Source organism: Sorangium sp. So ce128 (assembly GCF_051525245.1).
In the GTDB taxonomy this organism is placed as follows: Bacteria; Myxococcota_A; Polyangia; order Polyangiales; family Polyangiaceae; genus Sorangium; species Sorangium cellulosum_B.
In genome coordinates, this window is the sequence record NZ_CP150313.1 from 4,995,143 (window position 1) to 5,016,011 (window position 20,869).

Annotated in this window: 14 protein-coding genes; 8 read left to right on the forward strand and 6 right to left on the reverse strand. The window is 71.9% G+C overall.

Features of this window, described 5'->3' with window-relative positions; all coding sequences use genetic code 11:
- Positions 1–861, reverse strand: a complete 861-nt coding sequence (locus WME82_RS19040; RefSeq protein WP_438043999.1) for a hypothetical protein — start codon at positions 859–861, stop codon at positions 1–3.
- A gap of 248 nt (positions 862–1,109) precedes the next feature.
- Between WME82_RS19040 and WME82_RS19045 the strand changes: the two genes are divergently transcribed.
- Positions 1,110–5,483, forward strand: a complete 4,374-nt coding sequence (locus WME82_RS19045; RefSeq protein WP_438044000.1) for a DNA topoisomerase 3 — start codon at positions 1,110–1,112, stop codon at positions 5,481–5,483.
- A 165-nt stretch (positions 5,484–5,648) separates the two neighbouring features.
- Here WME82_RS19045 and WME82_RS19050 read toward each other — a convergent pair whose 3' ends face one another.
- Positions 5,649–7,058: an SBBP repeat-containing protein gene (locus WME82_RS19050; protein ID WP_438044001.1), complete on the reverse strand. Its 1,410-nt coding sequence runs from the start codon at positions 7,056–7,058 to the stop codon at positions 5,649–5,651.
- A 389-nt stretch (positions 7,059–7,447) separates the two neighbouring features.
- Positions 7,448–8,266, reverse strand: a complete 819-nt coding sequence (locus WME82_RS19055) for an SDR family NAD(P)-dependent oxidoreductase (RefSeq protein WP_438044002.1) — start codon at positions 8,264–8,266, stop codon at positions 7,448–7,450.
- Between the two features lie 438 nt (positions 8,267–8,704).
- Between WME82_RS19055 and traA the strand changes: the two genes are divergently transcribed.
- A complete protein-coding gene (gene traA / locus WME82_RS19060; RefSeq protein WP_438044003.1) occupies positions 8,705–10,834 on the forward strand; it encodes an outer membrane exchange protein TraA family protein in 2,130 nt (709 codons plus the stop codon).
- On the forward strand, positions 10,831–12,726 hold the full coding sequence (locus tag WME82_RS19065; RefSeq protein ID WP_438044004.1) for an OmpA family protein: 1,896 nt from the start codon (positions 10,831–10,833) through the stop codon (positions 12,724–12,726). The genes traA and WME82_RS19065 overlap by 4 nt, the downstream gene beginning before the upstream one ends.
- A gap of 187 nt (positions 12,727–12,913) precedes the next feature.
- On the opposite strand, the gene WME82_RS19070 is transcribed toward WME82_RS19065, so the two are convergent.
- Positions 12,914–13,564 (reverse strand): hypothetical protein, encoded by a 651-nt coding sequence (locus tag WME82_RS19070; protein ID WP_438044005.1) that lies wholly within the window; start codon positions 13,562–13,564, stop codon positions 12,914–12,916.
- Positions 13,565–13,803: 239 nt separating this feature from the next.
- Between WME82_RS19070 and WME82_RS19075 the strand changes: the two genes are divergently transcribed.
- Entirely contained in the window at positions 13,804–14,322 is a 519-nt protein-coding gene (locus WME82_RS19075; protein ID WP_438044006.1) for a peptidylprolyl isomerase, read from the forward strand.
- 140 nt (positions 14,323–14,462) lie between these two features.
- Positions 14,463–14,987 (forward strand): hypothetical protein, encoded by a 525-nt coding sequence (locus WME82_RS19080; protein WP_438044007.1) that lies wholly within the window; start codon positions 14,463–14,465, stop codon positions 14,985–14,987.
- Positions 14,988–15,029: 42 nt separating this feature from the next.
- Here WME82_RS19080 and WME82_RS19085 read toward each other — a convergent pair whose 3' ends face one another.
- Entirely contained in the window at positions 15,030–16,823 is a 1,794-nt protein-coding gene (locus WME82_RS19085) for an ATP-binding protein (protein ID WP_438044008.1), read from the reverse strand.
- Positions 16,824–16,946: 123 nt separating this feature from the next.
- Here WME82_RS19085 and WME82_RS19090 point away from each other — a divergent pair, with 123 nt between their 5' ends.
- The 3 genes from WME82_RS19090 (at position 16,947) to WME82_RS19100 (ending at position 19,574) form a co-directional block, all read left to right on the forward strand.
- Positions 16,947–17,564, forward strand: coding sequence for a DUF47 domain-containing protein (locus tag WME82_RS19090; protein ID WP_438044009.1), 618 nt, complete (start codon positions 16,947–16,949; stop codon positions 17,562–17,564).
- Positions 17,561–18,568 carry an anion permease gene (locus tag WME82_RS19095; protein WP_437746919.1) on the forward strand — a complete coding sequence of 336 codons (1,008 nt, stop codon included), beginning with the start codon at positions 17,561–17,563 and terminating at the stop codon, positions 18,566–18,568. Before WME82_RS19090 ends, WME82_RS19095 begins: the two co-directional genes overlap by 4 nt.
- Positions 18,569–18,695: 127 nt before the next feature.
- Positions 18,696–19,574: an NmrA/HSCARG family protein gene (locus WME82_RS19100; RefSeq protein ID WP_437748000.1), complete on the forward strand. Its 879-nt coding sequence runs from the start codon at positions 18,696–18,698 to the stop codon at positions 19,572–19,574.
- 69 nt (positions 19,575–19,643) lie between these two features.
- Here the strand turns inward: WME82_RS19100 and WME82_RS19105 are convergent, their stop codons facing one another.
- Positions 19,644–20,831: a 6-phosphofructokinase gene (locus WME82_RS19105; RefSeq protein ID WP_437746920.1), complete on the reverse strand. Its 1,188-nt coding sequence runs from the start codon at positions 20,829–20,831 to the stop codon at positions 19,644–19,646.
- Positions 20,832–20,869: the final 38 nt, after the last annotated feature.

Here is a 20,869-nt window from a genome sequence, read left to right on the forward strand (position 1 = left end):
TCACCCCTTCCAGCCGGGCGGCGGCTTGGCGAAGCCGGTCTCGGCCGGGAACGGGCTGGCGGTCTCGCGCTGGTGGAGCCCGTCCACGTCGATCCCGAGCGCCCGCAGCCCCTCGCGTTGCTCGTAGCGGATCACCAGCACCGCGGCGGGCTTCGGCGTCGCCCGATCGAACTGCGTCGACGTGATGCGCGACTCGCGCCGCTCGCCGAACGTCGTGCCGAGCCCCTTCGGCGCCGCGGGCGCCGGCGGGCCGAACCCCCCCGGAGCCGGCCCCGGTGGCGGGGCACCGGGCGCCGGCGGGCCGAACCCCGGAGCCGGGGCCGGTGCGCGCAGCACGGCGGGCGGCGGCGGCGCGCCGCCAGGCGGCCCGCCGAACGCCGGTGGCGGGGCCGCGCCGGAGATCATCTGCTCGTCGAACGCCGGAGGCGGCGGCGTGAAGGGCGGCGGAGGAGGCGGCGGCGGGGGCGCGAGCTCCTCGAACACCGCCAGGCCGATGACACCCACGTTGCGGGGCTTGCCGATCTGCGCGGCGTACGACTGCTCGATGCTCCCGAACCGGAACGTCGCGACCTCGGTGTGGCTGATGCGGAACCCGGTGAAATCGAACGACTCGTGCGCCCTGATCACCATGCCGCGGGCGTCGAACGACGCGTCCTTGCCGCTCTGCACGTCGAGGCCATCGACGGTGGGCACCACCTCGACGCGCGCGCCCGTCAGGTTCCGCACGCGCAGCGCATAGCGCTGGCCTGACCGTCCCTCGACATAGGTCGACTCTCGATGGACGTACTCCCGCGTCGGCGTGAGCGCGCCGCCCTCCTCGACGAGCAGCTCCACCTCGACGATCCCCTTCAGGTCTCGCATCTCGATGCCCCTCTCCCTGAGCCGTCGCGCGCCCTCGTGCGGCGGCAAGCGTCCGGGCACTACGTGAACCCGCTCGGCGCCAGCGTGTCAAGGCGCCGGTCGGGCGCGGGCCTCGCTGCCCGCTCGCTTCCCCATACCGCCCGCCCGCGGCTCGCGCTATCAACGCACCTGCGTGAGGCGCGGGCGACGCTCGCCGCCCTCGGTTTTCGAACGTTTCGCGCGTTTCGCATGTTTCGCATGGTCGCCGCATGATCGCCGTGGTCGCAGAGAAGCCCGCCGTCGCCCGTGACATCGCCGCGGTGCTCGGGGCCTCGAAGCGCGCCGAGGGCTTCCTCGAGGGCGGCGGCTACGTCGTCACGTGGGCGATCGGGCACCTCGTCGCCATCGCCGAGCCGCACCAGATCGACCCCGCCTGGAAGCGCTGGCGCCTCGACCTCCTCCCGATGCTGCCCGGGCAGTTTCCGCTCGTCGTCCTCCCCGGGACGCGGGCCCAGTTCGAGATCGTCCGGAAGGTCCTGGGCCGGCGCGACGTCGAGCGCGTCGTCTGCGCCACGGACGCCGGCCGCGAGGGCGAGCTCATCTTCCGGTACCTCTACGAGGCGGCCGGGTGCAAGAAGCCGGTCGAGCGGCTCTGGATCTCGTCCCTCACGCCCGACGCCATCCGCGACGGGCTCCGTCGGCTGCGGGACGCGCGCGGCTACGACGGCCTCGCCGACGCGGCGCGCGGGCGCAGCCGGGCGGACTGGCTCGTCGGCATGAACCTCTCGCGCGCCTACAGCCTGGTCTTCGACCAGGATCTCTCGGTCGGCCGCGTGCAGACGCCGACGCTGTCCATGGTCGTCGAGCGCGAGCTCGCGATCCGGCGGTTCGTCCCCGAGCCGTACCTCGAGGTCATCGCGACCTTCTGCCCGCTCCGGGAGGACGGCTCGGGCGCGGCCGACGAGTCCTACAAGGGCACGTATTTCAACGACAAACCGCTCCCGGGCCAGCCGCCGGGCGCCGGCGAGGGGCCGAATGCCGGCGAGGGGCCGAATGCCGGCGAGCGACCCGAGACCGCGCCGTCGCGGAGGCGCCTGCCCCCGGACGGCGAGGAGGCGCGGCGCATCGTCGAGCGGGCCCGGCGCGGCGAGGCGCGCATCGAGGCGGTCCGGTCGGAGTCTCGCCGCCTCCCGCCGCCGCTGCTCTACGACCTGACCGAGCTCCAGCGGCACGCCAACCGCCTTTACGGCTTCTCTGCGCAGAAGACGCTGGAGGTGGCCCAGGCGCTGTACGAGCGCAGGAAGCTCATCAGCTATCCGCGCACCGACAGCCGGCACCTCTCGACGGACGTCGCGGCCACGCTCGGCGCGGTGGTGCAGGCGATCGAGGGCTCGTATCGGGGGATGCTCGCCCCGGGGACGGGGGCTCGGCCGCTCGGCAAGCGCTTCGTCGACGACGGCAAGGTCGGGGATCACCACGCCATCATCCCCACGGGGGCTCGGTCCTCGCGCGCGGAGCTCTCGACCGACGAGCAGAAGATCTTCGATCTCATCTGCCGGCGCCTCCTCTCGGCGTGGCACGAGGATCACGTCACGTCGATCACCACCGTCATCACCGCGATCACCACGCGCGGCGGCGCGGGCGCGCGCGGCGGCGAGCCGATCGTGGACCGCTACCACAGCGCGGGCAGCGTCGTGGAGAAGGTCGGGTGGAAGGTGCTCGACATCGGCTTCGGCAAGCCGCCGGCGAAGCCGCGTAAGAAGGGCGAATCGGACGGCGATGGACGCGATGCGCGCGACGGGGAGGGTGGGGAGGGCGAGCGCGAGACCGCGGATCAGCGGCTCCCGCCGGGCCTCGCGAGGGGGCAGGTGCAGCTCGTGCTCGACGCGGAGGCGCAGGCCAAGAAGACGCGTCCGCCGCCGCGCTTCACCGAGGCCACGCTGCTCACCGCCATGGAGACCGCGGGCAGCAGCCTCGAAGAGAAGGAGCTCTCCGAGGCGATGAAGGACTCGGGCCTCGGCACGCCGGCCACGCGGGCCGCGATCATCGAGACGCTCCTCCGGCGCGAGTACATCGTGCGCAAGGGCAAGCTGCTGCACGCGACCGACAAGGGCGTCGGGCTGATCGAGGTCGTCCACGCGGACGTGAAGAGCCCCGCGATGACGGGCGCCTGGGAGGCGAAGCTCGCCCGCATGGCCCGGGGCGGGGGCGATCTGCCGTCGTTCATGGCGGGCATCGAGTCGTACGTGCGCCAGGTGGTGGCGGAGGTGAGCGCGGGGCGGCGCGCGGCCGGGGACGGTGCGCTTTCCCCGGAGGCCGGGGCGTCGCCGTTTCAGGAGCGCGGCGAGGCGCGGTCGCGCGCGAAGGGTGGCCGCGCCGCGGCCGCCGCGCCGGGGACCGGTCGAGGCCGCGAGGCGACGCCTCGCCGCGCTCCGGGCAGCAGCGCAGGGGTCGTGCCGGGCGACGCATCGGCTGGCACGCTGCAGGCGGTCGCAGCGGCGGCTGCAGCATCGCCGCCGGCTCGGGCGCAGGCGCGGTCGCGTGCGGCGGCGGCGCCGTCGCCAGCGCGACCTGCGGCGGCGGCGACGGCGCGACGTGTGGCGGTAGCGCCGTCGCCTGCGCGGCCTGTGGCAGCGACGTCGCCGCCGGCGCGACCCGCGGCCGTAGCGCCGGCGCCCGCGCGACCTGCGGCAGCGACGTCGCCGCCGGCGCGACCCGCGGCGGTGGCGCCGTCGCCCGCGCGTGCGGCGGCCATCGGGTCCTTCCCGGCGCGTGGGGCGGGCGCGGCGTCCTCGCCGGCGGTCGCCTCGTCTCCAGCGCGCCGGCCGGAGGATCTCGTCGAGCTGCTCCACCAATGTTTCGGCTTCAGCGCTTTCCGCCCCTACCAGGAGGCCGTCTGCCGGACGGCGGCCGCGGGGAGCGACGTGCTGCTCGTCATGCCGACCGGCGCCGGCAAATCGCTCTGTTACCAGCTCCCCGGCATCGCCCGAGGCGGCACGACGCTCGTCGTGAGCCCGCTCATCGCGCTCATGGAGGATCAGGCCTCGAAGCTCCGGGCGCGCGGCTTCGCCGCCGAGCGGATCCACTCCGGCCGGAGCCGCGCCGAGTCGCGGAAGGCCTGCATCGATTACCTCGACGGCGCGCTCGACTTCCTCTTCATCGCCCCCGAGCGGCTCCGCGTGCCCGGGTTCCCCGAGCTGCTCGCCCGCCGGAAGCCCGTGCTCGTCGCCGTCGACGAGGCCCATTGCATCTCGAAATGGGGCCACGACTTCCGACCTGATTACCGGATGCTCGGTCAGCGCCTCCCGGCGCTCCGGCCCGCGCCGGTCATCGCGCTGACCGCCACCGCCACGCCGGTCGTGCAGGACGATATCGTCGAGCAGCTCGGCCTCGCGTCCGCGGCGCGGTTCATTCACGGCTTCCGGCGGAGCAACCTGGGTATCGAGATCCTCGAGGTCAGCCCGGGAGAGCGCCTCGCCCGGGTGCGCGCGCTGCTCGGGCAGGAGGGCCGGACGCCGGCCATCGTCTACGCCGGGACGCGGAAGGACGCCGAGGCGCTCGCCGCCGGCCTCTCGGAGGATCTCCCGGCCGAGGCGTACCACGCGGGCCTCGCCCCCCCGGTGCGCGACCGGATCCAGGCGGCCTTTCTGGACGGCAGCACCGAGATCATCGTCGCCACGATCGCCTTCGGCATGGGCATCGACAAGCCCGATGTCCGCACGGTCGTCCACGCCGGGCTGCCCGGGAGCGTCGAGGGGTATTACCAGGAGATCGGCCGGGCTGGCCGCGACGGGCACCCCTCGCGGGCCGTGCTGATGCACTCGTATGTCGACCGGCGAATGCACGAGTTCTTCCACGAGCGCGACTACCCTGATTCGGCGATGCTCCAGCGGATCGAAGAGGTCCTGTCGGAAGAGCCCCGCCCGAAGGAGGCGATCCTGGGCGATCTCGGCATCGATCCCGATGTGGCGGACAAGGCCCTCGAGAAGCTCTGGATCCACGGCGGCGCGCGCGTGGATCCGGACGGGGGTATCGCCCTGGGCGAGCCGGGGTGGCGCGGGCCCTACGAGGCGCAGCGGCGCCACAAGCTCGCCGAGCTCGTGCAGATGGCGCGGTTCACCGAGGGCCATGGCTGTCGCATGCTCCACCTGGTCCGCCATTTCGGCGATCAGGAGGACACGGGCGAGCCCTGCGGCCTCTGCGACGTCTGCGCGCCGGCCGCCTGCGCCGCGCGGGAGTTCCGGGCGCCGAGCCGCGACGAGGCGCAGGCGATCGCGAAGATCCTGGCGGCGCTTCGCGAGAGCGAGCAGCCGACTGGCCGGCTCTACCGGGAGGCGTTCGCCGACGGATCGCTGGAGCGGCGCGACTTCGAGCACCTCCTCGGCGGGCTCGTGCGGGCTGGCCTTGTCTGCGTGCGCGAGGACTCGTTCGAGAAGGCGGGCGAGCTCATCACGTACCAGCGCGCATCGCTCACGTCGCGCGGCCTCCTCGGCGGGCCGCGCGGCGCGAGCGACGTCGTGGGCGATGTGCCGCTCGCCAAGCTCCCGCCGAAGGTGAAGAAGCGGCAGAGCGCGAAGTCCTCGGACGCGCGGAGGGCGTTCTTCGCCCGCAAGGCGCAGCGGAAGAAGGGCCGATCGCGCTGAGCGGCGCGCGGGCGGCGCTCAGCGGAAGATGCCGAAGTGACCGAGCGCCCACCAGAGCAGGACGAAGATGAGGAGGGTGCTGAAGCACCCGCCGCCGAGCTTCTTCGCGCCGTAACCCGCCGCGATCCCACGTAAACCTGTTGCCTCGCCATGAATCGCGATGTGCTACCAGCCGAGTTTGGCGATGACGAGGCGCTTCCGCTCGCCGTCGCTGGTGCCGGGTAGGGGCCCCGTGCCGAAGTCGGCGTCCGGAGCGGTCGTCGTGCCCGCGACGAGCGTCTCGCCGACCGGCGAGGTGGCGACTGCGCGCAGATCATCTTGGCTTGTGGTGCCCATGAGGCGGCTCCACACGAGCTGTGCATCGGGCGTGAGCTTGGCGACGAAGATGTTCGGACGGCCCTTTGCTCTCAGGGAGCCGCTGCCGAAGTCGATCTGTCCAGCGGCAGTGCCGACGACGACGAGATTACCAGAAGGATCGCGAGCGACTCCGTACGCGTGCTGCTGGTCTACCGCGTCTCCGAACGCGCGCATCCATCGGGACTCCCCGTTCGCCTCGAGCTGCACCACGAAGACATCCCTGTCGTCCCCTCCCGTTAACGTGTGCTCGCCAACATGCATCTCGCCGCTGAACGAGCCCACCACCACGGGGCGACCCGACTGGTCCACCGTGATGCCAAACGGCTGCACGTCCCCGGAGCCCGGTCCGTCGAGCGCTCTGGCCCACACCGATTGCCCCGCGGGCGTCAGCTTCACGATGAACTGGCCTCCATCGACTCGAATTGGCACCTCGCGAGTGCTGAGATTGATCGTGTCCACGGACCAGCCGAGGACGAAGATGTTCTTCGAGCTGTCGACCGCGACTGCAGTGGCAGCTTCATACAACGATGTGCCGTTGAACGTGCGCACCCAGCAGCCTGGCTCGCTCACGAGCCCGGTGGCACCGTCGAGCTTCGCCACGAGGATGTCCTCGCCGCCAGGGGTGATCGATCCCTCGCCGAGATCGATGGGCTCGCTGAATCTTCCTGCGACGATGATGTCGTCACTTGCGTCGATGGCGACTCCGGTGAGTGTGCCGCGGCCTCCCAGGCCGATGCTCCAGACATGTTTGCCCGATGCGTCAAGTCGAACGATGAACGGGCCCGCTGGGAGCGGCCCCTCGCCGAAGTCGATTCCCCCCTCAACGCTCTCGCCGGTCAGAACGGGGTTTCCCCTGGAGTCGACGGCAAGGCCCGCGGCATAGTCCGCGCCGAGGTCCCCGAAATGTTTGGCCCAGAGGCGCTCGCCAGCTGGGCTCAGCTTGAGGAGCAGCACGTCACCTCGGTCGCTGGCCGAAGAAAAGGATTCTCCTGCGATCGCGATCGTCCCTGAAAAAACTGCGCTGACGAACACGTTCCCCTCAGCATCGCTCGCAACTGCCGAAGCCCCGGCGCCGCCGGCTTGCTCGAACGCTGTCGCCCAGACGATGCACTCCAGCCCATCGCAGTTCTCATCGTCCGCGGCGTCGCAGCGCTCCACCGCAGGCAGGACCTCGCCCTCGCATACGCCCCAGGTCCCGTCGGCGCCGCAGGTGCGCATCCCTTCCCGGCACATCCCCTCGTTCCTGGTGACGGGCGGGCCGCCGTAGCAAGCTTCCGAATCGTCCGGCGTGCACGATGTGGGCTCGCCTTCACCGCCAGCGCCCCCGACACCGCCGGCGCCCCCAGCACCTCCAGCGCCCCTGCCGCCAGGCGACTGATCGGTGAACTCATCGAGGCCGAGCAGCGCCGCGCACCCGCTGGCGTACAGGGTCAGGCCGATGATCGAACCAAGAGTGTACGCTCGTGCGTGCATGCGATGTTCTGCGCGCTCGCCATCTACCGCGGGAGCGGCCATGCGGGCGCCGGAGCGGAGGTTATCACATCGGAAGAGCTGCCGGCACCGTATCTTCGGAGCGAGCGCCCCGGGGCGTCGCGCGTGGTTTCGTCCTAGCCTCGGGCGCGTCGCGGCATGGTGCCATATCCGATGAAGGAGAGCGCTATCCGCGATGAGAGCCGGCGAATCGCCGCGCGAGGGAGGAAGCGGGCGAGCTGGGACGTCGCCTTGCTCAGCGCGGTCGGGACGGCGACCACGTCGCCCCGATCCGCTGCCGCGATGCCGTAGGCCGCGCAGTCCTCGGCGGTGAGCTCGAACGGCATCTTCCTGCGCGGCACGCCGGGCGCGCCCGCGTCGAAGATCTCGGTGGTCACCGGCCCCGGGCACAGGGCGGTCACCGTGACACCGGTCCCGTCGAGCTCGACGGCCAGGCTCTCGGACAGCGAGAGCACGAACGCCTTGGTGGCTCCATACACCGCATGTCCCGGGGTCGGCTGGAACGCGGCGAGCGACGCGACGTTGAGCACGCGCCCTCCGCCGCGGGCCACTAGGTCGGGGACGACCGCCGCGCAGAGCGCGACGACGCTCTCGCAGTTGAGCCGCACCAGCATCGCCTGCGCCGAGGGATCACCGTCCAGAAAGGGCCCGAATCGCGTCGTTCCCGCGTTGTTGACGAGCCAGGCCGCGCCGCCCAGCTCGCGCGCCCGATCCCGCACGCGGAGGGCAGCGCCCTCGCTGGTGATATCGAGCTCCAGAGGGTGGATGGGCGCGTGCCCAGCGGCGCTCGCCCTTGCGGAGAGCTCCTCCAGACGGTGCGCCCGCCTGCCGATGGCGAGCACCGGCTGCCCGCGCGCCGCGAGCTGCCGCGCGATCTCAGCGCCGATGCCGGACGAGGCGCCTGTGACGATACCGAGGCCCGAGGTCGTGGTCATGGAGCGAGCCTTTTATGCTGCTTCGTCCAGGATCGCGAGCGGGCCGTGCCCCTGATCTGCGGGGGCCCCGGTCAGCAATCTTTCCGTGCGATATTGCCGCAGCGCGGCAGAATCGCGCGAGGGCATCGAGCGCGTCATCGGCTCTGGGGAGCCGAAGGTCGCGCGCAGGTGTCGACCTCGTGCCGTTCCCGTCACCAGGCCATCCGCTCCAGGCGTGTGCGGCCGATCGCCCGTGCGGTTTGCCAGCCGTCCCGCGCGCATGACAGCATCGGACCATCGGGCGGTAGGGGTGGTAGAGGACCGTCGCCTACATGCGGAGCGGGCTTTCGCAGCCTTCCTCTTGCAGATCACGGCGCGGAGCGGCTAGCCTGGAGCTCGTACTTCCGGAGCTCGGGTGCTGAGGACCCGCGAGCGATGCAAAGGACCCGCGAGCGAGCCATGCGCATTCGACGAGCTGCTCTAGTCGCCACGGCCCTGCTCGGGCTGCTGCCAGCGCCGGCGCGCGCACAATCGCAGCCATTCGGCCCGGTCACCCTCTATGAGCCCACCATCGACACGCTGCCGGAGGTCGAGGGGACCGGCCTCTGCGCCGCATCGGCCCTGTCCGACAACGTGGATAACGATTTCTATGTGCCCCTCCCCAGGGACGAACCTGGCGAGCGTCTGGCTTATAACGACAAGGTCAATGCGTTCATCACCAGCAAGATCGGCGATGTCGTGGCAGAGTATCGCGAATACGTCGTTCGGACCGTCCTGGATCTCAGCAACAACAACAGCGACGTTGATGAGGACGAGAACCAGAACGACGAAAGCCCACTGAGCTACGGCGACTTCACCGGACTGATGTCGACGACGTGCCAGGAGGGCGGGTGCGACTTCCCCTGGAACAGCCACGGCACCGGCCAGCCGTTCGGCTCCAGGCTCCGCGGGTTCTTGCTCGTCCCCGAGGAGATCGTGGGTCGACCCGTTCATATCGGCTTCTACGCCGACGATGCGATAAGCCTCACCTTCTGGGACAAGTCCAACGGCGTGCAGCCCGTCATGGTCCGTCCGGCGCGGCTCGGCCTTCCGACATGGCGCCTCACGAACACCGTCATCTTCGAGAAGGCAGGCCTGTACCCGCTCGAGATCCTCTACGTCGAGATCGCCGAGCACGCGGCGCTCGAGATGTCCTACTTCGTCGGCGAGTTCGAGGACTTCGAGCTCGGCGCGCGGGTAGCGGGCAGCGAGAGCCTCAACGCGGCTGGCTATTCCCTCTTCCAACCCGCGCAGTTCTTCCAGACGCTGAGCGGGTCGCCGTCGTTCCCCGATCTCGACCAGTGCCAGCAGTGCAATCGCCAGTTCGCCGGCCAGGCCGGGACCAACGGCTGTCCTGGAAGCTACTATTGCAATGAGGCGGCCCTGTGCGCCCCGTGTGACACCGCACAATTCTGCGGCGAATCCTGCTCGGCCTGCACGGGCGACACGCTGTTCTGCATCAACCTGGAGGGCAGGTCTCAGTGCGCCGAGTGCCGCACCAGCGCCGACTGCCGCGACGGCTTCAGCTGCGACCCCGAGACGCACGAGTGCGAGGAGGAGAACGAGTGCGAGATCGACCCGGACTGCCCGCGCGGCAAGATCTGCGTCGAAAACACGTGCGTCGTATGCGACACGGCCGACCGCTGCGCCGGCAACTCGTGCAACTGCTGCCCCAACGGCATCAACGGCACGCAGATGGACTGCGCGGCCGTCGAGCCGGGGGGGATCGAGATGTGCGTCGAGTGCCTCACCGACGAGCAGTGCCCCGACGGCAAGGTGTGCCACGTGCCCACGGGCCATTGCATGGACAGGCCGCTCCCGACGAACGCGCTGCCCAACTGCTGCGGTGAGGGCTGCGTCGACTGCATGCACCCCGAGGACCCGAACGACCCGCAGTCGCCCCCGGTGCCGTTCTGCCTCCCCGGGCCCGTCGGGACGGCGTGCGCCGCGTGCCGCAACGACATGGATTGCGCCGAGGGACAGTACTGCCTGAGCGGTGAGTGCAAGGAATGCGTCAAGGATAGGCGCTGCGGGCCGCGCTGCGACAGCTGCGGCGGCGACACGCCGTTCTGCCTCGGCCAGTTCTCCGAGCTCGCGGCGTGCGTGCGCTGCACGTCGGACGAGCAGTGCGCCGGCACGACCTGCAACCGCGAGACCCACGAGTGCGACCCGCCGGGGTGCATGGCGACCTGCGGCGAGGACACCCCGCACTGCGACGGCGAGAAGTGCGTCGAGTGCTACGCCGACACGCAGTGTCCGTGCGGCAACACGTGCGACCTCGCGACGAACACCTGCGACATCTCCTGCAAGACGAACCTCGACTGCCTCGGCAACGAGCACTGCCGCTGGACCGACGAGGCGGACGCCAAGGAGTGCGCGCTCGGCCCGATGCCCGACAACGTCGCGTGCGGCGGCACCCTCGCCGAGATCTGCAGCGTCTCGGTCGTCGGCCAGAAGGGCGCCGATCCGCGGGCCGCCGGGCTCGTCGCCCTCGCGGCGCTGGCCCTGATCGAGCGAAAGCGCCGCCGGCGCAGCGGAGGTGCCTCGTGAGAACGCGTCCACTCCTCGCCCCCCTCCTCGCGCTGTCCGCGCTCCTCGCCGGGCGCCCCGCGCTCGCCGAGGAGGGGCGCTTCGATGCCCAGGTCTTCCGCCCGGCAGCGGCCCCGCGCGATCTCGTGATGGTCCAGAAGTCCGAGGTCATCGGCAACCTCTCGCCGACCGTCGGCCTCTACAGCGACATCGCGGCCGACCCGCTCGTGCTGCTCGTCGCGGGCGACGACACGAGGCAGGCCGTCGACGCCATCTCCGGGCGGCTCGAGCTCGCCTTGCTCGCGGGCATCGGCTTCTTCGACGTGTTCGACGTCACGATGGCCATGCCGCTCGTCCTCTTCCAGGAGGGCGGCAACCTCCGCCGCTTCGGCACCGAGGGGTCGGTCAAGAGCTCCTCCGTCGGCGATCTCCGCCTGTCCACGAAGATCTCGCTCCCGTACCTGAACCGGAAGGAGCAGGTCAAGGAGGGGTTCGGGATGGCCATCTCGGGCAACCTCAACTTCCCCACGGGCGACCAGAACGCGTTCACCAGCGACGGGGCGCTGAGCGGCGGCGCGACGCTCATCGGCGACTACCGGTTCAACTTCGGGCTGCTCCTCGCCGCGAACGCTGGCATCTGGCTGCGGCCCGACAACCAGTTCGCGGGCGTGCGCGTCGGCGACATGGCGCAGTTCGGCGTGGCGGCCGAGCAGTACGTCGTTCAGAGCTGGGGCCTGTCGGTCATCGGCGAGGTGTACGGCTACCCCTCGCTCACGAGCTACCCCGACGACCCGGGGCAGATCCCCGCGGAGGCGCTCCTCGGGCTGCGCTGGCAGACCAAGCACGGCATCACGATCACCTTCGGCGGGAGCTTCGGCGCGGCGTGCGGCTTCGGCTCGCCCTCGATCCGCTTCTTCAACGTCATCACGTGGCAGCCGAAGACCTCCCAGGAGCAGGAGGAGATCAACCGCCTGCAGCAGCGCGACAACGACGATCCGGATCGCGACGGCCTCATCGGCGCCGCGGACCGCTGCCCCGACGTGCCCGGGAGCCCCGAGAACTTCGGCTGTCCGGACCTCGACACCGACGGCGACGGCATCTTCGATCGCGACGACAAGTGCCCCGACAAGCCCGCCGGTCCGCACGGGAAGGACGGCTGTCCGCTCGCCTTCATCCGGGGCGACGAGATCGTGATCACCGAGCAGGTCCACTTCGCGACCGACAAGGACATCATCCTCGAGGACTCGAACTCGACGCTCGAAGCGGTCGCGCAGGTGCTGATCGACAACCCCGACATCCGCGAGGTGCGGATCGAGGGCCACACCGACGTGCGCGCGACCGACCTGTACAACATGGCGCTGTCCCAGCGCCGCGTGGCGAGCGTCATGGCGTACCTGATCGCGAAGGGCGTCGATGCCGCGCGGCTCCAGGCGGTCGGCTACGGGCACACGCAGCCGATCTACGACGACACCGGCTGCCAGGGGCACGACGACCAGCTGTCGCCCGATTGCCAGTTCATGACGTCGAAGAACCGGCGCGTCGTCTTCCGCATCCTGCGCTACGGCGCGGCGGGGGCGAAGCCGCTCACCGGCGCGCCCGAGGGGGGCGAGCAGCTCCTGCCGTCCGGCGGCGTGCTGCCGCAGAAGACCCAGGGCACGCTGCCCAGCCAGGGCACGCTGCCGGGGCAGGGGGTCCTCAAGTCGAACGTGCTGCCGAGCGGCGGATCCTCTCTCCCGCCTGCGGGCGGGGCGCCCGGCGGCGCGGCACCCCTGCCGAACCGCGGCAACGCGGGCGGTCTCCCGAGCAACACGGGCGTGCTGCCGCGATCCGGTACCCCCGCGCCCGCGCCGCCGGCACCGGCGCCGTCCTCGTCGAGCCAGCCGCCTGCTCCCGGAGGCGGGGGGACTCGCTAGGAGGGCGTCGATCCTCGGGCCTACGGAGATGGATGGAAGAGGCGCGATGGCGGTCGAGCGCGCGTTGCGAGAAGAGCGGGCGTAGCTCGAGACTGCCGAGCTCCGAGCGCCTCAGGGGAGGAGAGGTCAAACGGACGTCAGCGTCCCAGCGGCAGGAGCCGCGCGACGCTGACGTCTTCTGTTGCGCTTACTTCTTCGGCGCGGGCTTCACGGGCGCCGGTGTCGTGGCGGGCTTGGCCGACGACGACGGGGGGAGCGGCGACGGCGGGGCAGAGGAGGCCGGCTTGGCCGACGACAGCGGGGTGGGCGACGCGGGCTTCGCCCCCGGCTTGCCTGGCTTGGCCGAGGTCGCAGGAGCGGGCGAGTCCTCGTACGGCTCGTCGGCTGCAGCCGGAGGAGCAGCAGGCTGGTCCGCCGGCGGCGCCTCCGGCTCGGCAGGCGCCGCCGAGTCGGCGGGCGGCGTCGCCGGGTGCAACGTCAACGGCTTCGCCTCTCCCTCGGTGCGGCGGACCCAGATCACCGCCGTCCCGCTCGCGACGCTGGCATAGCGGCCGTCCTCGGTGCGGATCTCCTCGTTGACCGCCTCGATGACCGCGTCGCCGCCGACGCCGCACGCGGCCTTGCGGAGCGACTCGAGGCGCTCCGCCTCCGTGCGGGCCGTCGGATCGCTCGCGATCGGCTGAAGGCGATGGTACTCGCGATCGGGCAGCTGGCCCGCCGGAATGACGTGCATGTCGCTGCAGAACTCGCCGGAAGGCGTGCGTTTGTCTCGGAACTGAGTGCTGCAACCGGCGATCAGCGCGGCACCCAGGGCCGCCGAGAGGAGGAGGCGCTGCATGCTGCCTTCTTACCAGCGATGCGACGCGCGATGCAAACCCCGTGCATCATGGACGCAGCCGACGTGCACCAGGGACGCCAGCCGATCCGGCGGCACGCCGCCTCTCGCAGGTTTCTTGCGGGTGGATCGGCTCCTTATGCCGTGCCCGTCACCGGGCCGCCACACCCGCTGCCACCGCCCCATCCACCGTCCCATCCAGTGTTCCGATCTCGTGAACGCCTGGATATGCTTCGCGGCCGATGCGCCCGATCGAGCGATCCGCTCCTCTCGGCTTCCTCACCTTCCTCGGCGCGGCGCTCGCCGCCGCGTGCAGCGCGCCTCAGGCGGCGCCGCACGCCCCTCCGCGCAGCGCCGCCCCTGCCGAGGAGAGCGCCTCGAGCGCCGCTGCGTGCCTCGCGGCCGCCAGCGCACCGCGGCAGGCCCGCCCCGACGAGCCGCCGCGGATCGGCGTGAAGCACATCCTCGTCCGCTATGCCGGCGCCGATCGCGCCGAGGGCACGACGCGCACACGCGAGGAGGCGTGCCTGCGCGCGATGGAGGCGCGCGACAAGATCCGCGGCGGCGCCGACTTCGGCGAGGCGGTGGCGCAGTACAGCGAGGAGGCCGGCGCGGCGTCGCGCGGCGGCTCGCTCGGCACCGTGGAGCGCGCCGACGTCCTGCCGCCCTTCGCCGATGCGGCGTTCGAGCTCGATATCCAGCAGCTCAGCGACGTCGTGGAGACCCGCTATGGCTTCCACGTGATCCTCAGGACGGAATAGCCCTCCTGCCGAGAGCGAGCCTCCCGCCGGAGACCTCTCTGGCTGCCCGCGCGCTGCCTCTCCTCGCAGGCCACATCACGGCGCCTCGCGGGCCGCGCGCAAGGGTTGCGTTCTCGGCGGAGGCGCAGCATGAAGCACCCATGCGCGCTCACAAGCTCCTCGCCGCCTTCGCCGTGATGATCGCCTCGCCAGCGCTGCTGATCGCGGCGTGCAAATCCAGCGACGAGCCGGAGGAGGTCGCCCCGGCGCCAGGCGCCGTCACGGCGCCGACCGCGACGGCGCCGCCGCCCGCGGCGACCGGGACGGTGCCGGCCGCGACGGCGCCGCCGCCCGCGGCGACCGGGACGGTGCCGGCCGCGACGCCGACCCCGGCCGCGCCTCCAGCGACCACGACGGCCGCCCCGACCCCAGCCGCCCCGGCGACCCCGAAGCCGGACGCGGGCGCGCCGGCGGACGCCGGCGCGCCGAAGGACGCCGGCACCGCCACCACGGCCGACGCGGGGGCGCTCTCGACCAAGCTCGCGGCGTGCGCCGCGAAGTGCCAGACGATCCTCCAGACCTGCCTGACGCCGAAGTTCCCCGCGGACGGCGGCCTGCCCGCGCTCGCCGATCCGGCGGCGTGCCAGGGCTCGTTCGACTCCTGCCGCACCGCCTGCGCGCCGTAGCTCCCGCCCCCCTCGGCGAGGCCGGCTCCAGCGCCGCCGAGCCTACTTCTTCTGGGCGCCGGTCGGCAGCGTGATCCGGAAGAGCGCGCCGCCGGCCGCGCCGGTCGTCACCGTGATGTCGCCGCTCATCGCCTCGACGAGGTGCTTCGCGATGGACAGGCCGAGCCCGGTGCCGCCCGACGCGCGAGAGCGGCCCGGATCCACCCGGTAGAACCGATCGAAGACGCGGGCCTGGTGCGCCGCAGGGATGCCCGGACCGTCGTCCTCGACCTCCAGGACGACGCGCCCGCTCGCGGCCCGCGCGCGCACCACCACGTGCGAGCCGTTCGGCGTGTGATGGATCGCGTTGTCGACGAGGTTGGTCAAGATCTGGTCCAGCGCGCGCGGATCCGCCGCGACGAGCGTGCCCGGCGCCACGTCGATCTTCACGTCGGTGTCCCTCTCCATGGCGCGCCCGCGCAGGAGCGCCACCGCCGCCTCGGCCTGCACCGAGAGGTCGAGCGTGCCCGGCGAGAGCGGCCGCTCGCCGCCCTCGATGCGCGACAGATCGAGCAGATCGTCCACGAGCCGGTGCAGCCGGGTCGCGTTCCGCTCGATCACCTCGACGAAATCGCGCGCCGCCTCCGGGTCGTCGAGCGCGCCGCCGAGCAGCGTCTCGCTGCTCGCGCGGATCGACGCGACCGGCGTGCGCAGCTCGTGCGACGCGTTGGCGATGAAGTTGCGCTGCAGGCCCTCGATGCGCCGCAGCTCGGTCACGTCGAAGAAGACGGCGACGACCCCCGCCGCCCCGCGGCTCTGCGCCGGCAGCGCGAGCGGCGCGGCGTTCACGAGCAGGATCCTGCGCCCCGGAGGCCCGGCCACGCCTGGCGCCGCGGGCGAGATCTCGATCTCGCGCGTCGCCGCCGCGCGCGCGAGCGCGACCTCCTCGAGCAGCTCGTGCAGGCTCGACGAGCGCAGCACCTCGAGCGGCGGGCGGCCGACCGGGTCCCTGCGGATGCCGAGCAGCTGCGAGAGCGCCGGGTTGACCAGCGTGATGTCGCCCTTCTCGTCCGTGACGAGCACGCCCTCGCGCATCGACTCGAGCACCGCGCCGAAGCGCTCTCCCTCGCCCCCGAGCTCGCGCCGCGACACCTCCAGGCTCTCGGCGAGGTCGTCCAGCGCGCCGCCCAGCGTGGCGATCTCGTCGTGCCCCTGCATGCGCGCGCGCCGGCCCAGGTCGGCCCGCATCTCCCGCGCGACGCCCGTCAGGTAGACGAGCCGCCCGGAGAGGGCGCGCGCCCCGGCGAGCGCCGCGGCGACGGCGAGCGCGAGGGCCAGGAGGGTGCCCTCCACCACGCGCGTGCGGGCGGCGGACAGGCTGCGGTCGATCGCGACCGGCTCGAACGCCACCCGCACCACCCACGGCCCGTCCGGGCGATCGAGCCGCTGCGCGGCGTAGAGCATCCGCATCCGCGTCGTCTTGCTCACGCGCTCGCTGCGCCCCGTGCCCTGGCGCCGCGCGTCGGCGACCTCGTCGCGCGTCGCGTGCGTGTCGAGCTGGCCGAGCCCCTCCGGCGCGACCGACGAGTCGCCCCGCACCGCGCCCTGCGGATCGATGAACGTGACGCGCGCTCCTGCGACCTTCGACAGCGCCGTCGCGAGGGCGGGCGCCTCGGCGGCGAGGTCTCCTGACCTCGCGGCGACCTCGGTGACGAGCGCCGTCCGCGTCGCCAGGTCGTCCTCCGTGTGCGCCGAGAGCTCTGCCCCGAGCGTCTTCAGGACATAGCCGTCGAACACCAACGCCGCGAGGATCGCGATCCCCACCGCGAACGCGATGAGCTTGCTTCGTATACCCATGTCACCAGCGTGCCCGGCTCACGCCGCGCGCGACGTGGGCGAAGATCCTCATGTTACCTGGTTTTGTCCGTCCCATGACGACTCGTTGACGTGATGCGGGGAGACGGGTAAACGCCCGGCCCCATGGGATTGACCCGTGACGCAGTCTTCTTCGACGCGCTGGCCAACCATGCGCGAAAGAGCGTCGCAGCGAGCGAGCTCCTCCTGGAGATGCTCGACCGGCTCGACGACGCCCCGGCCCTGGTGCAGCGGATCTCCGACCTCGAGGACGAGGCCGACAAGATCACCCACGAGTGTCTGGCCGCCCTCCACCAGACGTGGATCACGCCGCTCGATCGCGAGGAGATCCACGCGCTCATCACCCGCCTCGACGACGTGCTCGACTGCATCGAGGCGGCGAGCGTGAGGCTCGTGCTCTTCGAGATCACCAGCGCCCTGCCGGACGCGCGGCTGCTCGCGCAGGATGTCGTCGACGCGTGCACCGTCATGAGCTCCGCCATCCAGTCGCTCAGGGACCTTAAGAAACAGCCGCACCTCCTTGAGCTCTGCGTCGAGATCAACAAGATCGAGAACGCGGCGGACGCGCACTACCGCAACGGGTTGGCGGCGCTCTTCAAGAAGGGGAACGACCCGCTCCTCGTGATGAAGTGGCGCGATATCTATGACCTCTTGGAGCACGCGACCGACCGCTGCGAGGACGTCGCGAACATCATCGAGGGCATCGTGCTCGAGCACGCATGACGACCTACATCCTCGCCATCCTCATCATCGCGCTGGCGTTCGATTACATCAACGGCTTTCACGACGCCGCGAACTCGATCGCCACGGTCGTCTCGACGCGCGTCCTGTCGCCGCGCACCGCGGTGCTCTGGGCAGCCGCCTTCAACTTCATCGCGTTCGCGCTGTTCGAGCCCACAGTGGCGCGGAACATCGCGAAGGGCGTCGAGCCGGGGTTCATCACGCCGAACGTCATCCTGGGCGGCCTGCTCGGCGCGATCATCTGGAACCTGCTCACGTGGTGGTGGGGGCTGCCGTCGTCGTCGTCGCACGCGCTCATGGGCGCGTTCGCCGGGGCCGCGGTGAAGAGCGCGGGGCGGCTGTCGGTGCTCGACGCGACGGTCTTCGGCAAGACGGCGGCGTTCATCCTTGTGTCGCCCTTGCTCGGCGCGGTCATCGGGTTCTCGCTCATGCACGCCATCCGGCGGCTCGCGCGGGGCTGGACGCCCGGGAAGGTGAGCTCCCGGTTCCGGCGGCTGCAGCTGCTGTCCGCCGCCGCCTACTCGCTCGGGCACGGCGGCAACGACGCCCAGAAGACGATGGGCATCATCACGGCCCTCCTCATCTCCGCGGGCCTCCAGGAGGGCGGCAAGGACCCGAAGCCGATGCTCTGGGTCGTGCTCGTCTGCCACGCGGCGATGGGCCTCGGCACGCTCTCCGGCGGCTGGCGCATCGTGAAGACCATGGGGATGAAGATCACGAAGCTGAAGCCGGTGGGCGGCTTCGCGGCCGAGACGGCCGGCGCGGCGACGCTGTTCAGCGCCACGGCGCTCGGCATCCCCGTGAGCACGACCCACACGATCACGGGCGCCATCGTCGGCGTCGGCGCCACGAGCGGGCGCCTCTCTGCGGTCCGCTGGGGCGTCGCCGGGCGCATCGTCTGGGCCTGGATCTTCACGATCCCCGCCTCGGCCGCCCTCGCCGCGGTCGCCTACACCATCGCGAGCGTCATCAGCGGCCAGCCCTGACGGCGCAGGCGAACGCGGCGTGACGCCATGCAGGCGAGCAAGCGCCTCGCTCGCGCGCCAGGCGGCGGCGCTCGCGCGGCCCGCCCTGGGACTTACGAAGCGCGCCGCCGATCTCCATAGCGCGACCATGCGGGCGCTCGTGACGGGGGCGACGGTGGCGCCGGGAGGGGCGGTCGCGCGGGCCTTGCTCGCCCGCGGGCACCGCGTGCGCGCGTTCTCCGCCAGGCCTGGCGATCCGACCGCGGCGCGGCTCATCGAGCTCGGCGTCGAGGTCGTCCAGGGCAGCGCCGACGAGCCCCGCTCGATCGCGCGCGCGGCGGCCGGCGTCGACGCGGTCTTCGCCATGGGCTCGCCGATCGAGGGCGGGCCCGCGGCCGTCGAGGCGGAGCTGCGGCTCGGCCTCGCCGCCGCCGAGGGCGCGAGCGCCGCGGGCGGCGCGCACCTCGTCTACACCTCGGTCGCGAGCGCCGACCGGGGCACGGGCGTCCCCCATTTCGAGAGCAAGGCGACCGTCGAGCGGCACATCACCGCGCTCGGCGTCCCTTGCACGATCCTCGCCCCGGTGTGCCTGATGGAGAACCTGCTCACGCCCGCGGCGCTCCTCGGCCTCCGGCGCGGCGTGTACGCCGCCCCGCTCCCGGCGGGCTGCCCGCTACAGCAGATCGCGGCCGACGACGTGGGGCGCTTCGCGGCGCTCGTGCTCGAGCGCCGGCGCGACTTCCTCGGGCACCGGATCGAGCTCGCGTCCGACGAGCTCACCGGCGCCGAGGCCGTCTCGGCGCTGTCCCGCGTGGCCGGCCGCGAGATCCGCTACGCCGAGGTGCCGCTCGCCGAGGTGCGCGCGCGCAGCGAGGACCTCGCGGCCATGTTCCGCTGGCTCACGCGCGGCGGTCACGGCGTGGACCTCGGGGCGCTCCACGCCGCCTACCCGGAGGTCGGGTGGCGGCGCTTCGAGGACTGGGCGCGCGAGCACCTCGCGGGCACGCTGACCCGAGCGGTCGCGTGAGCCTGCGAGGGCGCCGCGTCGATCCGGCGCGTGGTCCACCCGGCCCGCGCGCGGAGCTCATCCGACGTGCTACGGAGCGCGGCTCGGTCGGGCCGCCCCGAGGCTGATGAAGTGGTCGAGGATCCAGGTCTTGAAGCGGCTCAGGTCGAGCCGGTCGAGCAGCGGCAGGAACGCCCGCTCCACGCCGTCCTCGCGGCGCACGGAGGCGAAGTCGAGCACGCCGACGTCGTTCGCGGCGAGCACGTACGGCATCACCTCGGTGCGCCCCTCGTCGAAGGCCGCGAGCAGCAGCGACCCCTTGAGGAAGGCGGCCGAGACGTCGAGGAAGGCGGGGCGGATCCCGCGGATGTACCGGCTGAACGGCTCCGCGATCACGCGCTTGTCCGGTGAGTCGCGGAGCCCCGCGCCCTCGAGCTGCATCTTCAGGTAGTCGCTCGCCGACATGCCGGGGTGCTCCTTGCGGCGGCGCTCGGCCTCGTAGCCCTCGGCGACGATCACGAGCGCGTAGTCGGCGCGCTTGAGGCCGTCGGCGAGCTCGCTCAGCACGTCCTGCGGGAAGCGGAAGAAGGGGAGCACGATGAGGTGCGCCCGGGCAGCCACCGCGCAGTGCAGCGCGTGCCGCCCGCTGCGATTGCCCATCATCTCGAGGATGTAGATGCGCTTGTGTGTATAAGCGTCCTCGTAGAGCCCGCGCGCGATGGTCGCGCCCGTCTCCACGCCGGACAGGAAGCCGATCGCGCGATCGCCCTCCAGATCGTTGTCGATGGAGACGTTCACGAAGCCGGCCTGCGGGCGCACCTCGAACTCGTCGAGCCACGCCTTGATGCCCTCGAACGTGCCGTTGCCGCCGACGCAGATGAGGTGCGTGAACCCCTGCGCCTTGAAGGTCGCGGCGGCCTGCTTGCGCTTCTCGCGATCGAGGAAGCCGGAGTAGCGCTCGCTGCGGAAATCGCTGCCCGCGTCGAGCACACGCCGCCCCATCGAGCGCGCAGGGATGCCCTGCGCGAGCAGATCGTAGCGCTGGCGGCGGCTCATGATGAGGCGCTCGAACTGGGGCTGGGCGCGCGCGTCCGCGGTCAGGGAGCGGAAGCCCTCGGTCGCGGCCCACACCTCGTAGCCTCGCCGCGCCGCCTCCTCGGTCAGCGCGACGGCGACCGAGGAGTAGCCAGGGGCGTTGCCGCCGTCGAAGACGAGCAGCAGGCGCTTGTCCGATGCCGGGAGGGTGTCGGGACGTCCGAACTCGACGATGCTGGTCATGGCGCCGGCCTTCTACCACGCGACGACGAGGTTGGCTG